The organism is Novosphingobium rhizosphaerae (assembly GCF_050920675.1).
Taxonomy (GTDB): domain Bacteria; phylum Pseudomonadota; class Alphaproteobacteria; order Sphingomonadales; family Sphingomonadaceae; genus Novosphingobium; species Novosphingobium rhizosphaerae.
On sequence record NZ_CP137861.1, the window covers coordinates 910,809 to 929,725 of the forward strand.

Consider the following 18,917-nt stretch of genomic DNA (forward strand, 5'->3'; position numbering starts at 1 on the left):
TGGTTAAAGCCGCCCCATCTGCCCCCTTGGAACAGCGCCTGCGCGCAGAAGCGTTGCGGCTGGGCTTTGCCACGTGCGGCATCGCGCCGGCCACGGACGATCCGGCGCGCGCGGCGCGGCTGCACCAATGGCTCGCCGAAGGGCGGCACGGCAGCATGGAGTGGATGGAGACGCGAGCCGAGCAGCGCCAGGGGCCGCAATCGCTGTGGCCCCAGGCGCAAAGCGTGATCGCCCTGGGCATGAGCTATGCCCCCGCGCACGATCCGCTGGCCCTGGCCGAGGTGGCCGAGCGCGGGCGCATTTCGGTCTATGCCCAAGGGGTGGACTATCACGACGTGGTCAAGCGCACGTTGAAAGCCTTGGCGCGCTGGCTGGTGGCCGAAGAGCCGGGCGCGGAAGTGAAAGTCTTCGTCGATACCGCGCCAGTGATGGAAAAGCCGCTGGGGCAGGTGGCGGGGCTGGGCTGGCAGGGCAAGCACACCAACCTGGTCAGCCGCCGGCATGGCTCGTGGCTGTTCCTGGGGGCGATCTATACCACGCTCGATCTCGTGCCCGATGCGCCGCACCAGGATCGCTGCGGCAGTTGCACCGCCTGCCAGGATGCCTGCCCCACCGGCGCATTCCCCGCGCCCTATCAGCTCGATGCGCGGGCGTGCATTTCCTACCTCACCATCGAGCACAAGGGGCCGATTGCCGAGGAATTCCGCGTCGCGCTGGGCAACCGCATCTATGGCTGCGACGATTGCCTGGCGGTGTGCCCGTGGAACCGCTTTGCCAAGGCGGCGGCGGACAACCGCGCGTTCCTGCCCCGCGCCGAACTGGTGGCGCCGCGCCTGGCGGAACTGCTGGCGCTGGACGATGCCACGTTCCGCCAGGTCTTTGCCGGATCGCCGATCAAGCGCATCGGCCGCAACCGCATGGTGCGCAATTGCCTCTATGCTGCGGGCAACAGCGGCGATCCGCGCCTGATCGGCCCGGTGCGCGCGCTGCTCGATGATCCCGATCCGGTCGTCGCCGAAGCCGCGCAGTGGGCGCTGGCGCGGCTGGGGGCGCTGGCGTTCGAATCACCATCGTCACCCCGGACTTGATCCGGGGTCCCGCTTCTTGTCGCCGTCGAACAGGAAAGCGGGATCCCGGGTCAAGCCCGGGATGACGGAGGAGAGGATGGAATGTTGGGTGGTTGCCGTCAGTGGACGAAGCGGGCCACCACGTCGCGGTAGGAGCGGCTCACCTTCACTTCGGCGCCCGATTCGAGCACCAGGAAGCATTCGCCATTGGTGTGCGGGCGCACCTGGCGCACCTGGTCCAAGTTGACGATCTTGGAGCGGTGGACGCGCTGGAACACGCGCGGGTCGAGCCGGCGCTCCAGGTCCTTCATCGTTTCGCGCAGGATCAGCGAATTGTCGCCGGTGTAGATGCACATATAGTCGCCCGCCGCCTCGATCCGTTCGATCGTGTCGACATCGACGCGGAAGATCTGGCCGCGATCCTTGATGTTGATCAGCTTTTCAAAGCGGCCGGCGGCCACTTCGCCATCGTCTTCCAGTTCCGGCATGGCATCGGGCGCCACTTCGGCCAGCACGGTCTTGAGCTTTTCCACTTCCTCCAGCCCGCGCTTTTCCGCCAGGCGCGTGCGCGCCCGGTCCAGCGCATCGGCCAGGCGGTCTTCCTCCACCGGCTTGAGCAGGTAGTCCACCGCGTTGGCCTCGAACGCCTTCAAGGCATGTTCGGAATAGGCGGTGACGAAAACGAAGAGCGGCGGATCGATTTCCATCACGCCCTTGACCACGCTGAACCCGTCGAAGCCGGGCATCTGGATATCGAGAAAGACCAGGTCCGGCTTTTCGGTCTTGATCTTGCGGATCGCTTCGCGCCCGTTGGAACAGGTGTCGATCACCTCGACATCGGGGAAGGCCTGGAGACGCAGCTGGAGGCCTTGGATGGCGAGTTTCTCGTCGTCGACGAGGATCGTGCGGATGGTCATTTGCTACCTTTGCCTGGAGCGTCTGCCCTGTTGTGGTTTTTTTGCCCCCGCGTGACAAATGCGACAAGCTCGAAAAGTTCCCGAGAGCGTCGCATGCGCCCGGTCACGCCCTGACCAGCCTGGCCGCCTGGGCCAGTTGGGATTGCCCGGGCGTTGCGGCCTCTTCCTTGGCTTCGAACGGCAATTCGATGGTAACGGCAAAGCCGCCCTCCGGCCGGTTGCCCACGTCGAAGCGTTGCTGGCTGCCATAGGCCTGGGCCAGGCGATCGCGGATGTTGGGCAGGCCAACGCCTGTGGAAACCGGATAGCCCGGTGCGTGGGCGCTATCGGCAGAGTCGCTGTGCACGCCGAACAGCGTCGATGGATCGGTGCCCGCTGGCAAGCCCGGCCCGGTGTCCGACACGGTGACTCGCAGCATGGGGCCGACGAGTTGCGCGGAAATGGTGATCTGGGCACCATCCTCGAGCGGGCTGACCGCATACTTGATGGCGTTTTCCACCAGCGGCTGCAGCAGCAGCGAAGGCATCAGCGCGGCGCGGGCGGCATCGTCGATGCGGAATTCGGTGCGCAACCGCTCCTCGAAGCGCATCAGCTCGATGTCGAGGTAGAGCTTGAGCGTCTCCACTTCCTGCGCCACCGTCACCCGGCCCGTCGGCTCGTTGATCAGGGTATAGCGCAGGAACGAGGACAGCCGGCTGAGCATGGCATTGGCCGGCTCGGTCTGTTTCAACAGCACCAGCGTGGAAATCGAATTGAGCGTGTTGAACAGGAAGTGCGGGTTGAGCTGGTAGCGCAACATGGCCAGCTGGGCCGAGGTCGCCTGCGCTTCGAGATAGAGCAGCTGGTCGTTCTGCTCTTCCACCTGGATGTAGAAATTGATCGCGTAATAGAGCGCCGACCACGCGCCCAGCAGCGTGAGGTCGATATAGAACACGCCCAGGAACAGCTGGGCAAAGCCCGCGTCGCTGCCTGGGCGATAGAGGCTGATCACCCAGGCATCGATAAAGGCATAGAGCCCCACCGCCACCGCCAGGACCAGCGCCGTGGCGCCCCAGGTGATGATCGGGCGCCGGTTGATCAGCGCGCGATAGATCACCGACAGGATCGACGAGATCGAAAAGCCGGTGATCGAGGCGATCAGCACGATCAGCAGGAACGACCAGGGCTGGGCATTGGCCAGGCTGGACATCGCGCGCAGCAGCATGGCGCCGCCCCAGCCAACGAACTGGAGCCGCCAGAACGCGCGGTTCTTGTTGCCGAAGAACGGCGTGGGACGAAGCGGCAGCATGGCCATGACCATATCGCTTTAGCGCGGCTGGGGCTGCAGCGCCATGGGGGGCTTGTCCATCGCGGGCGCGGCGGGAACGGGCATCGCCGGGGCGCCCTCTTCGCGGCGGAACAGGCGGGGCCAATCGGCCTGCGCGGCATTGGCCGTGGCGGCCTTCATCGTGGCGATCTCGGCGGTCATGTCGCGCACGCGGGTGCGCCAGCTGCCGTGATCGGGCGAGGCGATGAAGAGGATTTCATAGCGTGGCCCGATGCGGCGCATCCATGCCATGGCGGCGGCCGGGTCATAGCCGGCGTTGTGCAGCAACCACACCGAGAGGCGATCGGCCTCGCGCTCGGTCTTGCGCGTGCTGCCGCCCTGTTCCAGCCAGGTCTGGTGATCGAGCACGGCATGGGCCAGCTCGTGCGCCATCAACGCGGCGATTTCGGTCTCGTCCCATTTGGCCACTTCGGCCATGGGGCGGCCGATGCGCACCACATCGCGGTTGGCGCCGGCATTGCCCTTGCTGTCGTCCATCAGGAAGCGCACCTGGCATACCGGCGCGCCGGGGATCGTCATGGTCTTGCCTTGCGCCAGGGCCAGGACCACGCGGCCATCGCGCGCCACATCCTTTTCCAGGGCATCCTGCAGGGCAAACAGGCGGTCCCACTTGCCCTGGCGCGGCACCGGCAGGCTGGCGACGGCAAGGCTGCCCACGGCCGTGATCGTGGCGTTGAGCGGCAGGCCGGCCGCATGGGCTGGGCCATCGGCCGCCAGGGCACCAACGCCGATATCGCCAGAAAGGCCATAGACCTGGCGCGCCAGCGCGGGATCATCGAACGTGCGCGCGTCCTGCAGCATCACCCCGATGCCCGGCGCCACGCGCGCGCAGAACCGGGCATTGGCATGGGCCAGGTTCCATCCGATGGTCTGCACGATGATGTCGTCGCGCTGCACTTCATCGATCGGCTGCAGCGTGGCGGCCGCTTGGGCACGGGAGGGGGGCGGGGCGAGCGACAGGGCGGGCAGTGCAAGCGCAAGCGCCAGTGGCGCCGCCAGGGCCCGCCCGCCGATCATGCGCCTTGGGCCTTGTCGCCGGCGCGGGCGGCATCGATTGCCTGCTGCAGCTTTTCGCGGCCCACCGCGCCGCTCAGCAACTGGTCTCCGGCGACCCAGGCGGGCGTGCCGCTCACGCCCAGTTGGCGCGACAGGTCCACGTTGCGTTGCAGTTCCTTGAGCGTTTCGGGCCGCGCGGCAAAGGCATTGGCAGCGGCGGCATCAAGGCCGGCCTTGCCCGCGGCGGCAGAAATGCTTTCCGTGCTGGGCCGCTCGCCACTGAACATGGCCTTGTGAAACGCCGGATACTTGCCCTGGGCGGCGGCGGCCAGGCCCATGCGCGCGGCCGGCACGCTCTGCGCCGAAATGATCGGCAGTTCGCGCACCACCACTTTGAGATCGGGATTGGCGGCGATCAGCGCTTCCACGTCGGCCACGCTGCCGCGGCAATAGGTGCAGGCAAAATCGGTGAATTCCACCAAGGTCACGCGGCCCTGCGGATTGCCCAGCACGGCGCCGGGAAATGGCGTTTCCAACGCGCCACGCAAGGGGGCGACACGGCTGGCCGCCTCGCGCGCTTCCAGCCGGCCGGCCACTTCGCTCAGGATTTCGGGATGATCGAGCAGGGTCTGGCGCACCAGCCCTTCCAGTGCCACGCGCTCCTTGCCGTCGATCCCGGCATCGGCCAGCGCCTTGGCCAGTTGCGCTTCGTTCATCCCCCCGCCTGCCTGTGCCGACGCCAGGGCATCGTGCTGGCGGCTGGAAGCAACCCACCAGGCAAGGCCGGCGGCCACCAATGCCACCAGCACGAGCAGGATCAGGAAGGAACGGCGTTCGGCAGCAGCAGTCATCGGCTTACTTTTTCTTCCTTTGCCGTTCCATCATGGCCTGGGCCGACATGGCAATGTCTTGCGCGCGCAGCCAGTCGGGGCTGCCCTTGGGCAAGCCATCCTCGGCCGCCTGGGCACTGCGCGCCGCTTCGGGCAACTGCATCTGCATCAATTGCTGCTCGGCACTGGCCAGGCGGGCACGAGGGGTATCCCCTTCGGCCTCGTAGACCACGCCAAGCTGATACCATGCAAACGGATTTTCGCGATCCTTGGCCACGGCGGCCTTGAGCACGCGTTCGGCTTCGGCAAAATTGGCCTTGTCCTCGGTGGCCAGCAGGGCGTGGCCAAACGTGGTGGCGATCAGCGGGTTGTTGCCGGTAAGCTGCGTGGCACGGCGCAAGGGGGGAATGGCATCGGCCGGCTGGCCGGATTCGAGCAGGACCTGGCCCTTGAGCTCCAGCGCATAGGGATCGTCGGGCAACTGGCGCAGCATGGCATCCACCTCGGCCAGCGCTTTGTCCATCAGCGCTTCCTTGTGATAGGCATAGGCGCGCGCGTAGTGCGCCGGCGCATCCTGGAGGTAGTCGGGATAGGCGCGCAGTGTATCCTGCGGCTCGGCCAGATAGCCATAGAGCTTGGCCTTCACCCGCACGAACCGCGCCTGCAACTGCGGGTCCATCGGCGTGTTCCAGGCCGGATCGTGTTCGTAGGTATCCTGCAGCGTGGTCAGGCGGTCGGCGGTCATCGGGTGGGTGGAATAGAACTCGGCATCGGCATTGCGGGTGAAGCCATAGCGGAATTCCTGGTTCTGCAGCTTCTTGAAGAAATCGAGCGAGCCACGCCCGGAAATCCCCGCCTTGGACAGGAACTGCGCGCCGGCGGCATCGGCCTGCGATTCCTGCGCGCGACTGAACGCCAGGTAGCTGCCGAGTGCCGCCTGCTGCCCGGCCATGAACACGCCCAGGCCAGCGTCGGCCGATCCCGCCGCCGCCGCCAGCCCGCCCAGGAGCAGCGAGAGCAGGGTAATGCCCGTGGCGGGCTTGGACCCGGCCGTGCTGATCACGTGGCCACCGGTGATGTGGCCCAACTCGTGCGCCACCACGCCCTGCACTTCGTTGATATTGTCGGCCGCGCCGATCAGCCCGGAATGGAGATAGACCGCCTGGCCCCCGGCGACGAAAGCGTTGATCGAGCCATCGTTGAGCAGAACGATATCGACATTGCGCGGATCGAGCCCGGCCGCCTTGATCAGCGGGGCCGACATGTCGCGGAACAGCGCCTCGGTTTCGGCATCGCGCAGAACTTCCTGCGCCATGACCGGCTGGGCCGAAAGCGCCAAGGCAGCCACGGCGGAACAGACGCCCGCCAGGCGGCGGCGTAGCGGGGCGAAAGAGAGGGCGCGCATCACGATGCGGTTATTGTGGCGCGGAATGAACCGGTGGTGAAGCGCAAACCTTGGCGATGAAAGCGGCGACCGCCTCAAGGGGGCGGGTTTCGCGGGCAAAGGGCTTCGCAAAGGCCATGATCAGCCGCTCATGATCGACACCATCGAGCACCAGGGCTTGTGTCGGCTGGCCGGCGGCGGTCATCGCGGCGGCCAGGGCCAGGCTGTTGCGCGGCCGCACGCGCGGATCGTCGGCGCCATGCACCAGCAGCAGGGGCGGCGCCCCGGCGTGAACATGGTTGATCGGCTGGGTCTGGGCCAGATCGCCGCAATGGCCGAACGTGGCGATGGAGGCGGGATCGTCCAACGGCAGGAAATCGGCCGGCGTGGCCAGGCCGATCGCCCCGGCCAGGGCGTCGGCGTCAAGCCCCTCGTCGGCCAGCCAGCGCTTGTCGAGCGCCAGGGCCAGCGCATTATAGGCCCCGGCCGAATGGCCCATCAGCACCACGCGTTGCGGATCGCCACCCAGCGTGGCGGCATGATCGGCCACCCAGCGCAGCGCCCGCGCCCCATCGGCCAGCATCACCGGCCAGCGGCCCTGCGGCAGCAGGCGATAGCCCGCCAGCACGACCATGCAGCCCTGCGGCGCCGTGGCCGCGATCAGGCTGCGCGCGATGAAGCGATAGTCCTGCGGCCGCCCGCTGTTCCAGGCGCCGCCGTGGATGAACACCACCACCGGCAGCCGCGCGTTGCGTGGCGTGCCGGGTGGCGCGAATACCTCCAGTTGCTGGTGCGGATCGGGGCCATAGCGGGCGCGGGCCACGCGCTCCACGCCGCTCTGCCCGCCCTGCTTGGCCAGAGTCAGGGCCAGGTCGGCCGCATCGAGCACGGCCACGGGGTTGCGCGCCAGCGCGCGGCGGTAAAGGGCATGGCCGGCAATGCCAGCGGCAGCCAGGCCCACGATCCATCGAGACAAACTCATCGCCTTGCAAACTCAGCCGCCAAGGTGGCGGTTCCCGTGATGATCGCCGCCTTAGGGTGTGTTGAGGTTTAGGCCAGGGTGGAGCGAGAATGGCTGATTTTCGTGACCCGGAACGTAGCGTACTTTTGGCACGTGAGTACCGAAAGCGCGAAAAGCGGCCGTTCGCAGCCCACCGTGGGCTAAATCTCAACACACCCTAGTTCATCAGGCGGCGGGCGGCACGTTCCAGCAAGGGTTCGTCGTCCAGCACTTCGCCCAGCACGGCCAGCCGCCCATCGGGCATGCGCCGCACCATGACGAGCGAAAATTCGCGGCCATCGGCGGGAATGTCGTCCAGGCTGCGCGGCGGCAGGGTACGCAAGCTGGCTTCCAGCGCGGCGCGCGGATCGATGCGGGCCTGGCCTTCCTCGGCCCGGCGCAGGCGGCGTTCGGCCGCCACCACGCCCTTGAGGCCGCCCGGCGTTTGCGCCAGGAACGCGCCCAGTTCCCCGCGCGACAGGCCCAGCCGGTGCGCATGGGCCAGGGCCGTTGCATATTCGGTCAGCCGCGTCTTGTCGTGCTGCGCGCCGAACACCAGCTTGACCACTGGGATCAGCGGCGCGCGCGCCTGCATGGCAAGGCCGGCGCCGGCCACCAGCGCGGCAAAGTCCTCGGGCTCTGCTTCTGCCGCCAGGGCAAAGTCCCAGGCGCGGCCGATCGCGGCATAGAGCGCCTGGCGGGTGCGATCCTCGCTGCCCACGGCCAGGTCCGCCATGGCGCGGGCGCTGGCCAGCCAATCGGCCAGGCTTTCGGGCTCGCGCTCGTCGCGCAGCGGCGCAAGGTTGCCGGCGGCCAGCGGATCGAGTGCTGGCAGGATTTCCAGCGCGATATCGCCCAGGTCCAGCGCGTCCAGACCGGCCGGTTGGCTGGCGTCATCGGGGGAAAGATCGTGCGGGTCGCGCGCGCGCAGCGGGCCATCGGCCCACTGGCCCAGCGAATCGGCCAGCGCGCCCCAGCTTTCCTCGCCATCCCCGTCGCCGCGCAGGGCCGGATCGGCAAAGGCAGGCAGCGGCAGATCGGGCGCGGCGTGGCCAGCGCCGCCATGATCGGGACGCAGCGCGGTCACGGCCTTGCGGCGCGGTTTCTTCTCACCCAGCACCAGGCCGATTTCAGCCATGAGTTCGTTGGTCGTGGCCTGGTCGGCCAGTTCCTTCCAGTTGATCACGCCATAGATGTAATCGAGCGTGTCACCGCTGGTCGAAAACGGCAGCAGGATGCCACGATAGAGGATGGTGCGGCCGCGCTGGTTGGCAAATTCCGCCTCGAACCCGATCGGCGCCTCGTTGGCCACGATCTGCATGTAGTGGTCGGTGATGCGCGACAGGATCGAGCGGCCGGGCACCTGGCTCAACCGCAAAAGCGGCCCTGCATCCTCGCAATCGGCCAGCAGCGCGCTGCCGACATAGGCGATGGCCGGGTCTTCCAGGCCCCCCTCTTCCAGGCCGGCATCGAAATGCAGCAGCACCGAATGATCGGCAAAATCAGGCAGGTGGCCGGCGAGCAGCGGGCCAGCCAGCGGCAGGCGCGCATCGCCCAGCATGCTCGCCCAGAAATTGTAGGCGCGCACCTGCATCCGTCGCTCGTCTGCGCCCAGGAGCGGCGGCAGCGGCTCGGTCAGGTCGTCCAGATAGCCGTCTGGCAGATCGCCGTCTTGCAAATCATCGTCGGGATCGCCGTTGCCGAACAGGCCCACATGGGCCGGTCCGTCGGCAAATCCGCGCATGCTGTCCATCGCCAAGGCCCTTCGTCATGCTCCTTGCCGACCCTTTTGGCGCAACATGGTGAAGAAGCGATTAAGTTGCGCCAATGGCAAACCGCGCAAAAATATCGGCAAAAGGCAAAGACGCGGCCCGGCCGCCGTCACCCGCGCGCAGCGATCGCCGCGGCGCGCGCGATGAGCCGCTCGGCCATGTCGCGGTGGAGCAATTCGGCCATCTTGCCGTTCACCCGCAGCGCGCCCACACCGGCATTGGCCGGATCGGCAAAGGCCGCCACGATGGCCTGCGCCTGGGCCAGTTCATCGGCGCCAGGGGCAAACACGCGGTTGGCCACGGGCAGTTGCGCGGGATGGATCAAGGTCTTGCCGTCAAAGCCAAAGGCACGGGCCTGGGCACATTCGGCTTCCAGCAAGGAAAGATCCTCGATCGCGTTGCACACCCCGTCGAGCGCGACCAGGCCATTGGCGCGCGCGGCCAGCACGCATTGCGCCAGCAGCGGCACGAAGGCGTCCCGCCCGGGCGCCTGCGCCATGCCGGTGTCCTTGGCCAGGTCGTTGAGGCCCAGCACCATGCCGGCCAGCCGCGTGGTGGCGGCGCAATCGGCAATGCGCTCCACCGCCAGGGCCGCGCGCGGGGTTTCGATCATCACCCACAGCTGCACGTGGGCGGCAAAGCCGGCGCGGTCCATTGCGGCGGAAAGCGCCACGATATCGGCCGCGTCGTGCACCTTGGGCACCAGCACGGCATCGAGCGGGGAATTGAGCGAGGCTGGGGCCAGCGCAGCCAGATCGTCATGCCCCCAGGGCGTATCGATGCCATTGCACCGCGCGATCAGGCGGCGGTGGCCAAAGCCACCCGCCTGCGCCTGTTCCACCAGCGCGGCGCGGGCCGCCTGCTTGGCGTGGGGTGCCACCGCGTCTTCCAGGTCGAGCACCACGGCATCGCAATCGAGCGCGCGCGCCTTGGCCATGGCGCGTTCGTTGCTGGCCGGCATGTAGAGTGCAGAGCGCAGCGGGCGGGTATCGTCGGTCATGCGGGTTTCACCCTTGGCGAAGGAACCGGTTCCTTGACGGTATCGACGCGGCCCTCCTCGCGCGCGGGCATCGGCACGAACAGGCGCAGCACGAGGTTGAGCGCGAGCCAGGCAGCGGCGGCATGCAAGGCAAAGGCCAGGCCCCGCTGGTCGGCGATCCAGCCCCAGGCCCAGGCGCCCAGCGCCATCGAGCCGAAGGTGATTGCCTGGTAGAGCGAGAGGCAGCGCCCCAGGATCGCCTCGGGCGAACGCAATTGCATGGCAACGTTGAGGCTGGTCATCGCCGCGACCCAGCCCGATCCGGCCACGAAGCCGGCCACGATCGCTGCGGCCAGCGTGGTGGCCTGGGCCAGCAGCAGCAGCGCCCCCAGGAACACCACCGTCGCGCCCGACACGATCGCTTCGGCGCCAAAGCGGCGGCGCGCCCGCGTGACCCACAGCGCGTTGACGATCGAGCCGACCCCGAACGAGCCGAGCATCAGGCCATAGTCCAGCTCGGTGCCGGCCAGCGTATCGTGCGCCACGGCCGGCATCAGCGCCTGGAACGCGCTGGCGCCAAAGCCGAACATCGCGCCGCGCAGCAGCACCTTGCGGATCGGGACGGACCCGGCGCAGAACGCCACGCCCACCTTGATCGAGGCGAGCATCGGCTGGCGCTGCGGTGCGCGCGCTTCGGGCCGCCAGCGGGCCAGCACCACCAGCATGCCGATGTACGACAGGGCATTGGCGGCAAAGGCGGCGCTTACGCTCAGGATCGAGATCATCATCCCGCCCAGCGCCGGCCCCGCGCTGCGCGCCAGATTGGCCGACATGGCATTGAGCGCGATGGCCTGGGGAAGATCGGCCTTGCCCACCTGGAGCCGGACCGAGGCCTGCCAGGCCGGCTGGTTGATCGCCGTACCCATGCCCACCATCAGCGTCAGCACCAGCAACGAAAGCGGCCCCAGCATCCCGCGATAGCCCAGCACCGCCAGCACGGCCGAGACCACCAGCATCGCGCTCTGCGCCCAGATCATCACCCGGCGCCGATCGAAATTGTCGGCAATCCCGCCCGCCAGCAGGCCCAGCAGCAGGATCGGCAGGGTGGACGAAGCCTGGACCAGTGCGATCAGCACATGGCTGCGCGTGAGTTCGGTCATCAACCAGGCGGCCGCGGCGGCCTGGATGGTGGAACCCAGGTTGGACACCAGGTTGGCCGTCCAGATCGCGCGGAACGCGGGATAGCCGAAGGGCGCCAGCGCGCCGCCGGTCTTGGGCAGGGAGGGGGCAGTCTCGGTCAAAGCAGATAGCGCATGCGGATCGAAGTGGTCAGTTGCGTCTCGCCCAGGGTAAAGGCGGCGGCGGAAAAGCGTGGCGGGCCAAAGCGGATCGGCGCATCGCGGGAAAAGCCGAAGCCTTCGCGCGGCATCATCAACATCTTGTCGAGCCGGCCATTGGCGTTTTCATCGTGGAACAGCGCGACGGCATAGCGGCCGGGCAGCACGTGCTGGAACGCCACCACATCGTTTCCGGCGGCCGGCACGGTCTGGTGCAGCGCCTGTGGGTCCTTCTCGCAATCGGGAAAGGTGATCGGATCGGCCGTCAGGCACGCCTGGATCAGCCCCTTGTGCGAACGCAGGCCCACCACATCGACCAGCACGGTGGTGCGTTCGGGCAGGGCGGCGCCGCCCTGGCCCAACGCCACCATGCCCAGCGCGGCCCAACGCCAAGCCCGCCGCTTCACCGTGCCGCCCTTTCCGGCCAGCCCGCCAGCCCGGCGTCCGTGCCGCAAAGCCTGTCCCACACGCGAAAATAGAGGCCGTAATTGCACCGATAGCGCTCGTGATGCTGATGATGGTGGCTTGCCGTTATCAACCACTTCCCTGCCCGGGAATGAACCAGCCAGCCCGGAAACACTTCCCAGCCCATGTGGTTGGTCACGCCCATCACGGTCATGACCACCAGCACGGTGGCCAGCATGCCCGCCTGGATCGGCACCACGAAGACCAGCGCGGGAATGAACAGGCCGACCACGGCCGCTTCCACCGGATGAAAGTTCATTGCCGCCCAGGCCGTGGGCGGGCGGCTGGCATGGTGGATGGCGTGGACGCGGCGAAACACCTTGGGCCGGTGCATCCAGCGGTGCGTCCAGTAGAACCAGGTATCGTGGGCAAACAGATAGACCAGCACCGAAACCGGCATCCACCACAGCGGATAGGCGTTGGGATCGGCATAGATCCGCGTCCAACCGTGTTGTTGCCAGCCCCAGGCGATGACGCCGGCGGGCACGCCATAGATTGCTGCACTGGCCAGGCTCCAGCCGATCTCGCGGCGGATCTGTGCCTCCAGGCCGGCATAGTGGCCGGGCAGGCGCCGCTGCGTGATCCAGGCGAACAGCCCGCTTGCTGCCACATAGCGCACCGCGACGATCGCAGTCATGGCGAGCGCCGAAAGCAGCAGCGCGGCAAGTGGAGGACCGTTCATGGTTTTCCTGGGTGGCACGAGGCCGGACATTTTCCAGCGCCCCTATGCCAAGCCGGGCGGGTGCTGCCCAGCTTTTTCGCAATCGCAAAACGATTCGACACGCTCTGGCCGGCCTGCCTTGCAAGCGGGGGGACGCACGCCTAGATAACCGGAGCGATTCGGTCTGATTTGGCCTTTCGCGTTCCGCAGGGCAGCTTTGGGCCGCCCCCTATTGAGCGAGCAGGTGCGATGCGATTGTCGAGCATGGCTGACTATGCCGTTGTCATGATGTGCGCCGCCGCGCGCCATTGCGGCTGCCATAGTGCCGATACGCCGCTGCTTTCGGCCCAGCGCTTGGCCACCGAAACCGGCCTGCCCGCGCCCACCGTGCAAAAACTGGTGAGCAAGATGGCCGCTGCCGGCCTGCTCAAGTCCGTGCGCGGCGCGCGTGGCGGGCTCAAGCTGGCGCGTCCGGCCGCTGCGATCAGTCTGGCCGACATTGTCGAGGCGGTGGAAGGGCCGATTGCCATGGCCGCCTGCAGCGGGCATGGGCGCAGCGATTGCACGCTTGAAGCGGCCTGCGCTGTCCGGCCGCACTGGCCAGCGGTGGACGCAGCGCTGCGCGCCGCGCTTTCGGGTGTGTCGCTGGTACAGCTTGCCCGGCCTGCTCAGTCTCCTAAAGGGGCGCAATCGGGCCAGCTGGCCGTCCCGTCGGCGGCCACCGCCCTGGCCGTCACCCCCATTCCTGCCGAGTTGCCCGCATGACCGATGAAACCCTGAACGACACGCCGGTAAAGGACGAGCCTGTAAAGGATCAGGCCGCGCGCGATGCTGCGGCCCGCGTGGCCGAGTACGAACACGGCTGGTCCTCGGACATCGAGCAGGAATATGGCCCCAAGGGCCTGTCCGAAGACACCGTGCGCTTCATTTCGGCCAAGAAGGACGAGCCGGAGTGGATGCTGGAATGGCGGCTCAAGGCCTATCGCCATTGGCTGACCATGCCCATGCCCGACTGGGCCAAGCTGAACATCCCGCCGATCGACTATCAGGAAGCCTACTATTGGGCCGCGCCCAAGAAGAAGGATGGGCCCAAGTCCTTGGACGAGGTCGATCCCGAAATCCTGCGCGTCTATGAAAAGCTGGGCATCCCGCTGGCCGAGCAGGAAGTCTTGGCCGGGGTGGAAGGCGCGCGCCGCGTGGCGGTGGACGCGGTGTTCGACAGCGTTTCGGTGGCCACCACGTTCCGCAAGGAACTGGAAGCGGCCGGCGTCATCTTCCGCTCGATCAGCGAGGCGATCCGCGAGTTTCCCGATCTGGTGCGGCGCTGGCTGGGCAAGGTCGTGCCGATGCACGACAACTACTTCGCGGCCTTGAACTGCGCGGTCTTTTCCGACGGCACCTTCGTCTACATTCCCGAAGGCGTGCGCTGCCCGATGGAGCTGTCGACCTATTTTCGCATCAACGCGGAAAACACCGGTCAGTTCGAACGCACCCTGATCGTGGCCGACAAGGGCGCCTATGTCTCTTACCTGGAAGGCTGCACCGCGCCCCAGCGCGACGAGAACCAGCTCCACGCCGCCGTGGTCGAACTGGTCGCGCTCGATGACGCGGAAATCAAGTATTCCACCGTGCAGAACTGGTATCCCGGCGATGCGCAAGGCAAGGGCGGGATCTACAACTTCGTGACCAAGCGCGCGCTGTGCCAGGGCGCGCGGTCCAAGGTTTCGTGGACCCAGGTGGAAACCGGCTCGGCCGTGACGTGGAAGTATCCCAGCTGCGTCTTGAACGGCGAGGATTCGGTGGGCGAATTCTATTCCGTGGCCGTCACCAACAATTACCAGCAGGCCGATACCGGCACCAAGATGATCCACAACGGCAAGCGCAGCCGCTCGACCATCGTGTCCAAGGGGATCAGCGCGGGCAAGTCCAACAACACCTATCGCGGCCTGGTGCGGGTGGCCCCGCAGGCCGAGGGCGTGCGCAATTTCACCCAGTGCGACAGCCTGTTGCTGGGCGCGGAATGCGGCGCGCACACCGTGCCCTATATCGAAGTGCGCAACCCTTCGGCCACGATCGAGCACGAGGCGACGACGAGCAAGATCAGCGATGATCAGCTGTTCTATGCCATGCAGCGCGGGCTGGACCAGGAACAGGCCGTGGCGCTGATCGTCAACGGCTTTGCCAAGGAAGTGCTGCAGCAGCTGCCCATGGAATTTGCCGTGGAAGCGCAGAAGCTCCTGGGCATCAGCCTGGAAGGCAGCGTGGGATGAGCGCGCTGCTGGTCATGGCCCTGGCCACGGTTACCGCGCCCGACAGTGCCCCGGCACTGGCGGCGGTGCAGAAGTGCGACAAGCAGGCGATGCGCGCGATGGCGACCGACGAGCCGCACCGCCGCACCCAATTTGCCGCCGCCGCCTATGCCGAGCAGCGCGCGATCGCGCAGGAACGCGCCGCGCTGCTCGATGTCCAGATTTCCGGCACCCCCAGCGGCGCGGCCACCACGGCCAATGCCCTGGCCCAGATCGACGCCCGGCAGAAAGAGCTGGACGACGTGAAGGCCATCGAAAAATCGTGGCGCGACCTGTTCGACGAGGTTCGCGCCGACTTCCTTGCCAATTGCTCGAGCGGAAAACGCAATGCTGACGATAAGTGACCTCTCCAACGAAATCGCCGGCAAGGCCATTCTCAAGGGGCTTTCGCTCAAGATCAACGCGGGTGAGATCCACGCGATCATGGGGCCGAACGGCGCCGGCAAATCGACCCTGGCCTATACCCTGGGCGGGCGCCCCGGCTATGCAGTGACCGGCGGCAGCGCCACGTTCGACGGGCAGGACCTGCTCGCCATGGACCCGCACGAGCGCGCGGCGGCCGGGCTGTTCCTGGGTTTCCAGTATCCGGTGGAAATCCCCGGCGTGTCCAACCTGCAATTCCTGCGCGAGGCGCTCAACGCGCAGCGCAAGCAGCGCGGCGAGGAACCGCTGTCGGGCGGCGCGTTCCTCAAGCTGGCGCGCGAGAAGGCCGACCTTTTGCGCATGGACATGGACATGCTCAAGCGCCCGGTGAACGTGGGCTTTTCCGGCGGCGAGAAGAAGCGCGCGGAAATGGTCCAGATGGGCATTCTCGATCCCAAGCTGGCGATCCTGGATGAAACCGATTCGGGCCTGGATATCGACGCGCTGCGCATCTGCGGCGAAGGGATCAACGCGATCATGCGCAAGCCCGACAAGGCCGTGCTGCTGATCACGCATTACCAGCGCCTGCTCGATTACGTGAAGCCCGATTTCGTCCACGTGCTGGCCGGCGGGCGCATCGTCCGCTCGGGCGGGGCGGAACTGGCGCACGAGCTTGAACAGCATGGCTACGAGGCAGTGGCGTGACCACCGCCGCGCTCCTTCCCACCAAAGCGGACGAGGCGTTCCGCTATGCGGATCTTGCCGCGCTCGCCACGCTCTGGCCCTTGCCGGCTGAAGCGGTGGACGTGGCGGCGGGCGAGACCGGCAGTCTCTCGGTGGTGCTGGCGGGCAGTGCCCCGGCGGCGCGCGACCTGGCGATCACGCTGGGCGAGGGCGCGACCTATGACTTGCGCCTGCTCAACGCCGGTGGCGCCTATGGCCGCATCGCAGTGACCGTGCGGCTGGCCAAGGGCGCAAAGTTCCATCTGGGCGCGGCGCAACTGGGCGGCGGCGACCAGACGCTGGAAATCGTCACCGAGGTTGTCCATGCCGAGCAGGACGCGCAGTCCAGCCAAGTGGTGCGCTCGGTCCTGGCGGGCCATGCCACCGGCACATACCTGGGCCGCGTGGTGGTGGATCGCGGGGCGGTGGGCACCGACGGCGAACAGTCGATCCGCGCCATGCTGCTCGATCGCACGGCCACGGCCAATGCCCGGCCGGAACTGGAAATCTATGCCGACGACGTGAAGTGCGCGCATGGATGCGCCGTGGGCGAGCTGGATGCGCAGGGCCTGTTCTACCTGCAATCGCGCGGGTTGCCGCCGGCAGAGGCCAAGAAGCTGATGCTCCAGGCCTTTATCGCCGAAGCCTTCGTCGATGCGCCCGAGGAAGAGGTGCTGACCCAAGCCGCACTCCAGGCGCTGGGAGGCCTGCTGTGAGCACGCTTGCCACCGCACCACTGACCCAGGCTGCCGAATGGCCGGGGCTGGTCAATCCCGACGGCACGCGCTGGCACTATCTCGATACCGGCGCCACCGCGCAAAAGCCGCGCGTAGTGATCGACGCGGTCACCCGCGCCATCGGCGTGGACTATGCCACCGTGCATCGCGGGGTCTACACCCGCTCGGCCGAAATGACGCTGGGCTTCGAAGCCGCGCGGCGCAAGGTGGCCGGCCTGATCGGCGCGGACGAGGGCGAGATCGTCTTCACCCGTGGCGCGACCGAGGCGATCAACTTGGTGGCGCAGACCTGGGGCTTGGCCAACCTGAAAGCCGGGGACCGCGTGCTGCTTTCCGTGCTGGAGCACCATTCCAACATCGTGCCCTGGCAATTGCTGGCGCAGCGCACCGGCATTGCCATCGACGTCTGCCCGCTGACCGACGATGGCCGGATCGACCTCGACGCGGCGGAAGAGATGCTCACCCCGGCGCACAAGCTGGTGGCCTTGGCCCACGTGTCCAACGTGCTGGGCAGCGTGCTCGATGCGCCGCGCGCGGTGGCCCTGGCCCGTGGCGTTGGCGCCAAGATCCTGCTCGACGGCTGCCAGGCCGTGGCGCGCCTCGCGGTGGACGTGAAGGCGCTCGACGTCGATTTCTATGCGTTCTCGGGCCACAAGCTCTATGGCCCCACCGGCATCGGCGCGCTCTATGCCAAGGCAGACCTGCTCGCGGCCATGCCGCCGTGGCAGGGCGGCGGCGCGATGATCGATCGCGTTTCGTTTGCCAGCACCACTTTTGCCCCCGCGCCGCAGCGGTTCGAGGCGGGCACGCCGGCCATTGTCGAGGCGATCGGCCTGGGCGTGGCGGTGGATTTTGTACAGGGCGTGGGCCTTGCGGCCATCCAGGCGCACGAAACCGCACTGGTGCGCGCCACGCGCGACGCGTTGCGCGGGTTGAACAGCGTGCGCCTGTTCGGGCCGGACGATGCCGCCGGCGCTGTCAGTTTCGTGATCGAGGGGGTGCATCCGCACGACCTCGGCACCATATTGGACGAGGAAGGCGTGGCGATCCGCGCCGGCCACCATTGCGCCCAGCCCCTGATGGAACACCTGGGCGTGCCGGCCACGGCCCGCGCCAGCTTTGGCATCTACAGCGACGAAAGCGATGTTGCCGCCCTGGTGCGCGGCATCGAGCGAACCTTGAGGATTTTCGGATGAGCGCCGATACCCCCCGCTTCACCGTCGAGGAAGTCGACGCCGTCAACCCGCCGCGCCGCGCGCACGTGGACGACATTCCCGAGCCTGCGCCCGAAGCGCCGGCCGAGCGCAAGCGCGACTATCTGTCGGGCTTCCTGGCGGAAAAGCCGCAAGGCGTGAAGCCGGGCGAGCCGGGTGGCGAAATCTATGACGGCGTGGTTGCCGCGCTGCGCGACATCTTCGACCCGGAAATCCCGGTCAATATCTATGACCTCGGCCTGATCTATGGCGTGGACGTGGCCGACGATGGGCACGTGGCCGTGACCATGACGCTCACCACCCCGCATTGCCCGGTGGCCGAATCCATGCCGGGCGAAGTGGAACTGCGCGTGGGCGCCGTGCCCGGCGTGCGCGATGCCGAAGTGAACCTGGTATGGGACCCGCCGTGGGACCCGCAAAAGATGAGCGATGAAGCCAAGCTCGAACTCGGGATGCTCTAAGCCATGACCGAAACCATTACCCGCACTCGCCGCGAACGCCCTGCTGCGGTACAGCTCACGCCCTCGGCGCAGGCGCGCATCGCCACGCTGATGGCCAGCGCCCCGGCCGATTCCATCGGCGTCAAGCTGTCCACCCCGCGCCGTGGCTGCTCGGGCCTCGCCTATTCGGTGGATTACGTGAACACCGCCAACCCGCTGGACGAGCGCATCGAAACCCCCGGCGGCACGCTGTTCATCGATGGCGCCTCGGTGCTCTATCTGATCGGCAGCACGATGGACTGGGTGGAAGACGATTTCCAGGCTGGCTTCGTGTTCAATAACCCCAATGCCAAGGGCACTTGCGGCTGCGGCGAAAGCTTCACCATTTAAATTGCG

20 protein-coding genes are annotated in these 18,917 nt (G+C 67.2%); 9 read left to right on the forward strand and 11 right to left on the reverse strand.

What is annotated here, in order from left to right:
* Positions 1-26 precede the first annotated feature (26 nt).
* Positions 27-1,088, forward strand: a complete 1,062-nt coding sequence (gene queG / locus R9J51_RS04180) for a tRNA epoxyqueuosine(34) reductase QueG (RefSeq protein WP_432787978.1) — start codon at positions 27-29, stop codon at positions 1,086-1,088.
* 98 nt (positions 1,089-1,186) lie between these two features.
* Here queG and R9J51_RS04185 read toward each other — a convergent pair whose 3' ends face one another.
* From R9J51_RS04185 to R9J51_RS04235, 11 genes are all read right to left on the reverse strand, one after another.
* Positions 1,187-1,984, reverse strand: coding sequence for a LytR/AlgR family response regulator transcription factor (locus tag R9J51_RS04185; RefSeq protein ID WP_168555845.1), 798 nt, complete (start codon positions 1,982-1,984; stop codon positions 1,187-1,189).
* A 103-nt stretch (positions 1,985-2,087) separates the two neighbouring features.
* Positions 2,088-3,278 carry a sensor histidine kinase gene (locus tag R9J51_RS04190; protein WP_168555846.1) on the reverse strand — a complete coding sequence of 397 codons (1,191 nt, stop codon included), beginning with the start codon at positions 3,276-3,278 and terminating at the stop codon, positions 2,088-2,090.
* Positions 3,279-3,290: 12 nt separating this feature from the next.
* A complete protein-coding gene (locus R9J51_RS04195) occupies positions 3,291-4,328 on the reverse strand; it encodes a hypothetical protein (RefSeq protein ID WP_179505943.1) in 1,038 nt (345 codons plus the stop codon).
* Positions 4,325-5,158, reverse strand: a complete 834-nt coding sequence (locus R9J51_RS04200) for a DsbA family protein (RefSeq protein WP_179505944.1) — start codon at positions 5,156-5,158, stop codon at positions 4,325-4,327. Before R9J51_RS04200 ends, R9J51_RS04195 begins: the two co-directional genes overlap by 4 nt.
* Positions 5,159-5,162: 4 nt before the next feature.
* Positions 5,163-6,542 (reverse strand): M48 family metalloprotease, encoded by a 1,380-nt coding sequence (locus R9J51_RS04205; RefSeq protein ID WP_179505945.1) that lies wholly within the window; start codon positions 6,540-6,542, stop codon positions 5,163-5,165.
* Positions 6,543-6,552: 10 nt separating this feature from the next.
* The gene (locus tag R9J51_RS04210; RefSeq protein WP_432787837.1) at positions 6,553-7,497 is read right to left on the reverse strand and encodes an alpha/beta hydrolase; all 945 of its coding nucleotides are present in this window, start codon (positions 7,495-7,497) and stop codon (positions 6,553-6,555) included.
* Between the two features lie 202 nt (positions 7,498-7,699).
* Positions 7,700-9,274: a hypothetical protein gene (locus tag R9J51_RS04215; protein WP_179505946.1), complete on the reverse strand. Its 1,575-nt coding sequence runs from the start codon at positions 9,272-9,274 to the stop codon at positions 7,700-7,702.
* 128 nt (positions 9,275-9,402) lie between these two features.
* Positions 9,403-10,293, reverse strand: a complete 891-nt coding sequence (locus R9J51_RS04220; RefSeq protein ID WP_179505947.1) for an HpcH/HpaI aldolase/citrate lyase family protein — start codon at positions 10,291-10,293, stop codon at positions 9,403-9,405.
* Positions 10,290-11,573, reverse strand: coding sequence for an MFS transporter (locus R9J51_RS04225; protein WP_432787838.1), 1,284 nt, complete (start codon positions 11,571-11,573; stop codon positions 10,290-10,292). Before R9J51_RS04225 ends, R9J51_RS04220 begins: the two co-directional genes overlap by 4 nt.
* Complete coding sequence (locus R9J51_RS04230) at positions 11,570-12,016, reverse strand: DUF2141 domain-containing protein (protein WP_248290465.1); 447 nt, start codon at positions 12,014-12,016, stop codon at positions 11,570-11,572. Before R9J51_RS04230 ends, R9J51_RS04225 begins: the two co-directional genes overlap by 4 nt.
* Positions 12,013-12,756, reverse strand: a complete 744-nt coding sequence (locus R9J51_RS04235) for a sterol desaturase family protein (RefSeq protein ID WP_168555853.1) — start codon at positions 12,754-12,756, stop codon at positions 12,013-12,015. Before R9J51_RS04235 ends, R9J51_RS04230 begins: the two co-directional genes overlap by 4 nt.
* A gap of 228 nt (positions 12,757-12,984) precedes the next feature.
* Between R9J51_RS04235 and R9J51_RS04240 the strand changes: the two genes are divergently transcribed.
* The 8 genes from R9J51_RS04240 to R9J51_RS04275 are packed head-to-tail and all read left to right on the forward strand — an operon-like array spanning position 12,985 to position 18,911.
* Entirely contained in the window at positions 12,985-13,500 is a 516-nt protein-coding gene (locus R9J51_RS04240; RefSeq protein ID WP_168555854.1) for an RrF2 family transcriptional regulator, read from the forward strand.
* Positions 13,497-15,005, forward strand: coding sequence for a Fe-S cluster assembly protein SufB (gene sufB / locus R9J51_RS04245; RefSeq protein WP_169475621.1), 1,509 nt, complete (start codon positions 13,497-13,499; stop codon positions 15,003-15,005). The genes R9J51_RS04240 and sufB overlap by 4 nt, the downstream gene beginning before the upstream one ends.
* Positions 15,002-15,388, forward strand: coding sequence for a hypothetical protein (locus tag R9J51_RS04250; RefSeq protein ID WP_168555856.1), 387 nt, complete (start codon positions 15,002-15,004; stop codon positions 15,386-15,388). The genes sufB and R9J51_RS04250 overlap by 4 nt, the downstream gene beginning before the upstream one ends.
* Positions 15,372-16,112: a Fe-S cluster assembly ATPase SufC gene (gene sufC, locus R9J51_RS04255; RefSeq protein ID WP_179505948.1), complete on the forward strand. Its 741-nt coding sequence runs from the start codon at positions 15,372-15,374 to the stop codon at positions 16,110-16,112. The genes R9J51_RS04250 and sufC overlap by 17 nt, the downstream gene beginning before the upstream one ends.
* Positions 16,109-16,846 carry a SufD family Fe-S cluster assembly protein gene (locus R9J51_RS04260; protein ID WP_179505949.1) on the forward strand — a complete coding sequence of 246 codons (738 nt, stop codon included), beginning with the start codon at positions 16,109-16,111 and terminating at the stop codon, positions 16,844-16,846. The genes sufC and R9J51_RS04260 overlap by 4 nt, the downstream gene beginning before the upstream one ends.
* Complete coding sequence (locus R9J51_RS04265; protein WP_179505950.1) at positions 16,843-18,063, forward strand: cysteine desulfurase; 1,221 nt, start codon at positions 16,843-16,845, stop codon at positions 18,061-18,063. Before R9J51_RS04260 ends, R9J51_RS04265 begins: the two co-directional genes overlap by 4 nt.
* Positions 18,060-18,542 (forward strand): SUF system Fe-S cluster assembly protein, encoded by a 483-nt coding sequence (locus tag R9J51_RS04270; protein ID WP_168555860.1) that lies wholly within the window; start codon positions 18,060-18,062, stop codon positions 18,540-18,542. Before R9J51_RS04265 ends, R9J51_RS04270 begins: the two co-directional genes overlap by 4 nt.
* Positions 18,543-18,545: 3 nt before the next feature.
* On the forward strand, positions 18,546-18,911 hold the full coding sequence (locus R9J51_RS04275; RefSeq protein ID WP_179505951.1) for a HesB/IscA family protein: 366 nt from the start codon (positions 18,546-18,548) through the stop codon (positions 18,909-18,911).
* Positions 18,912-18,917: the final 6 nt, after the last annotated feature.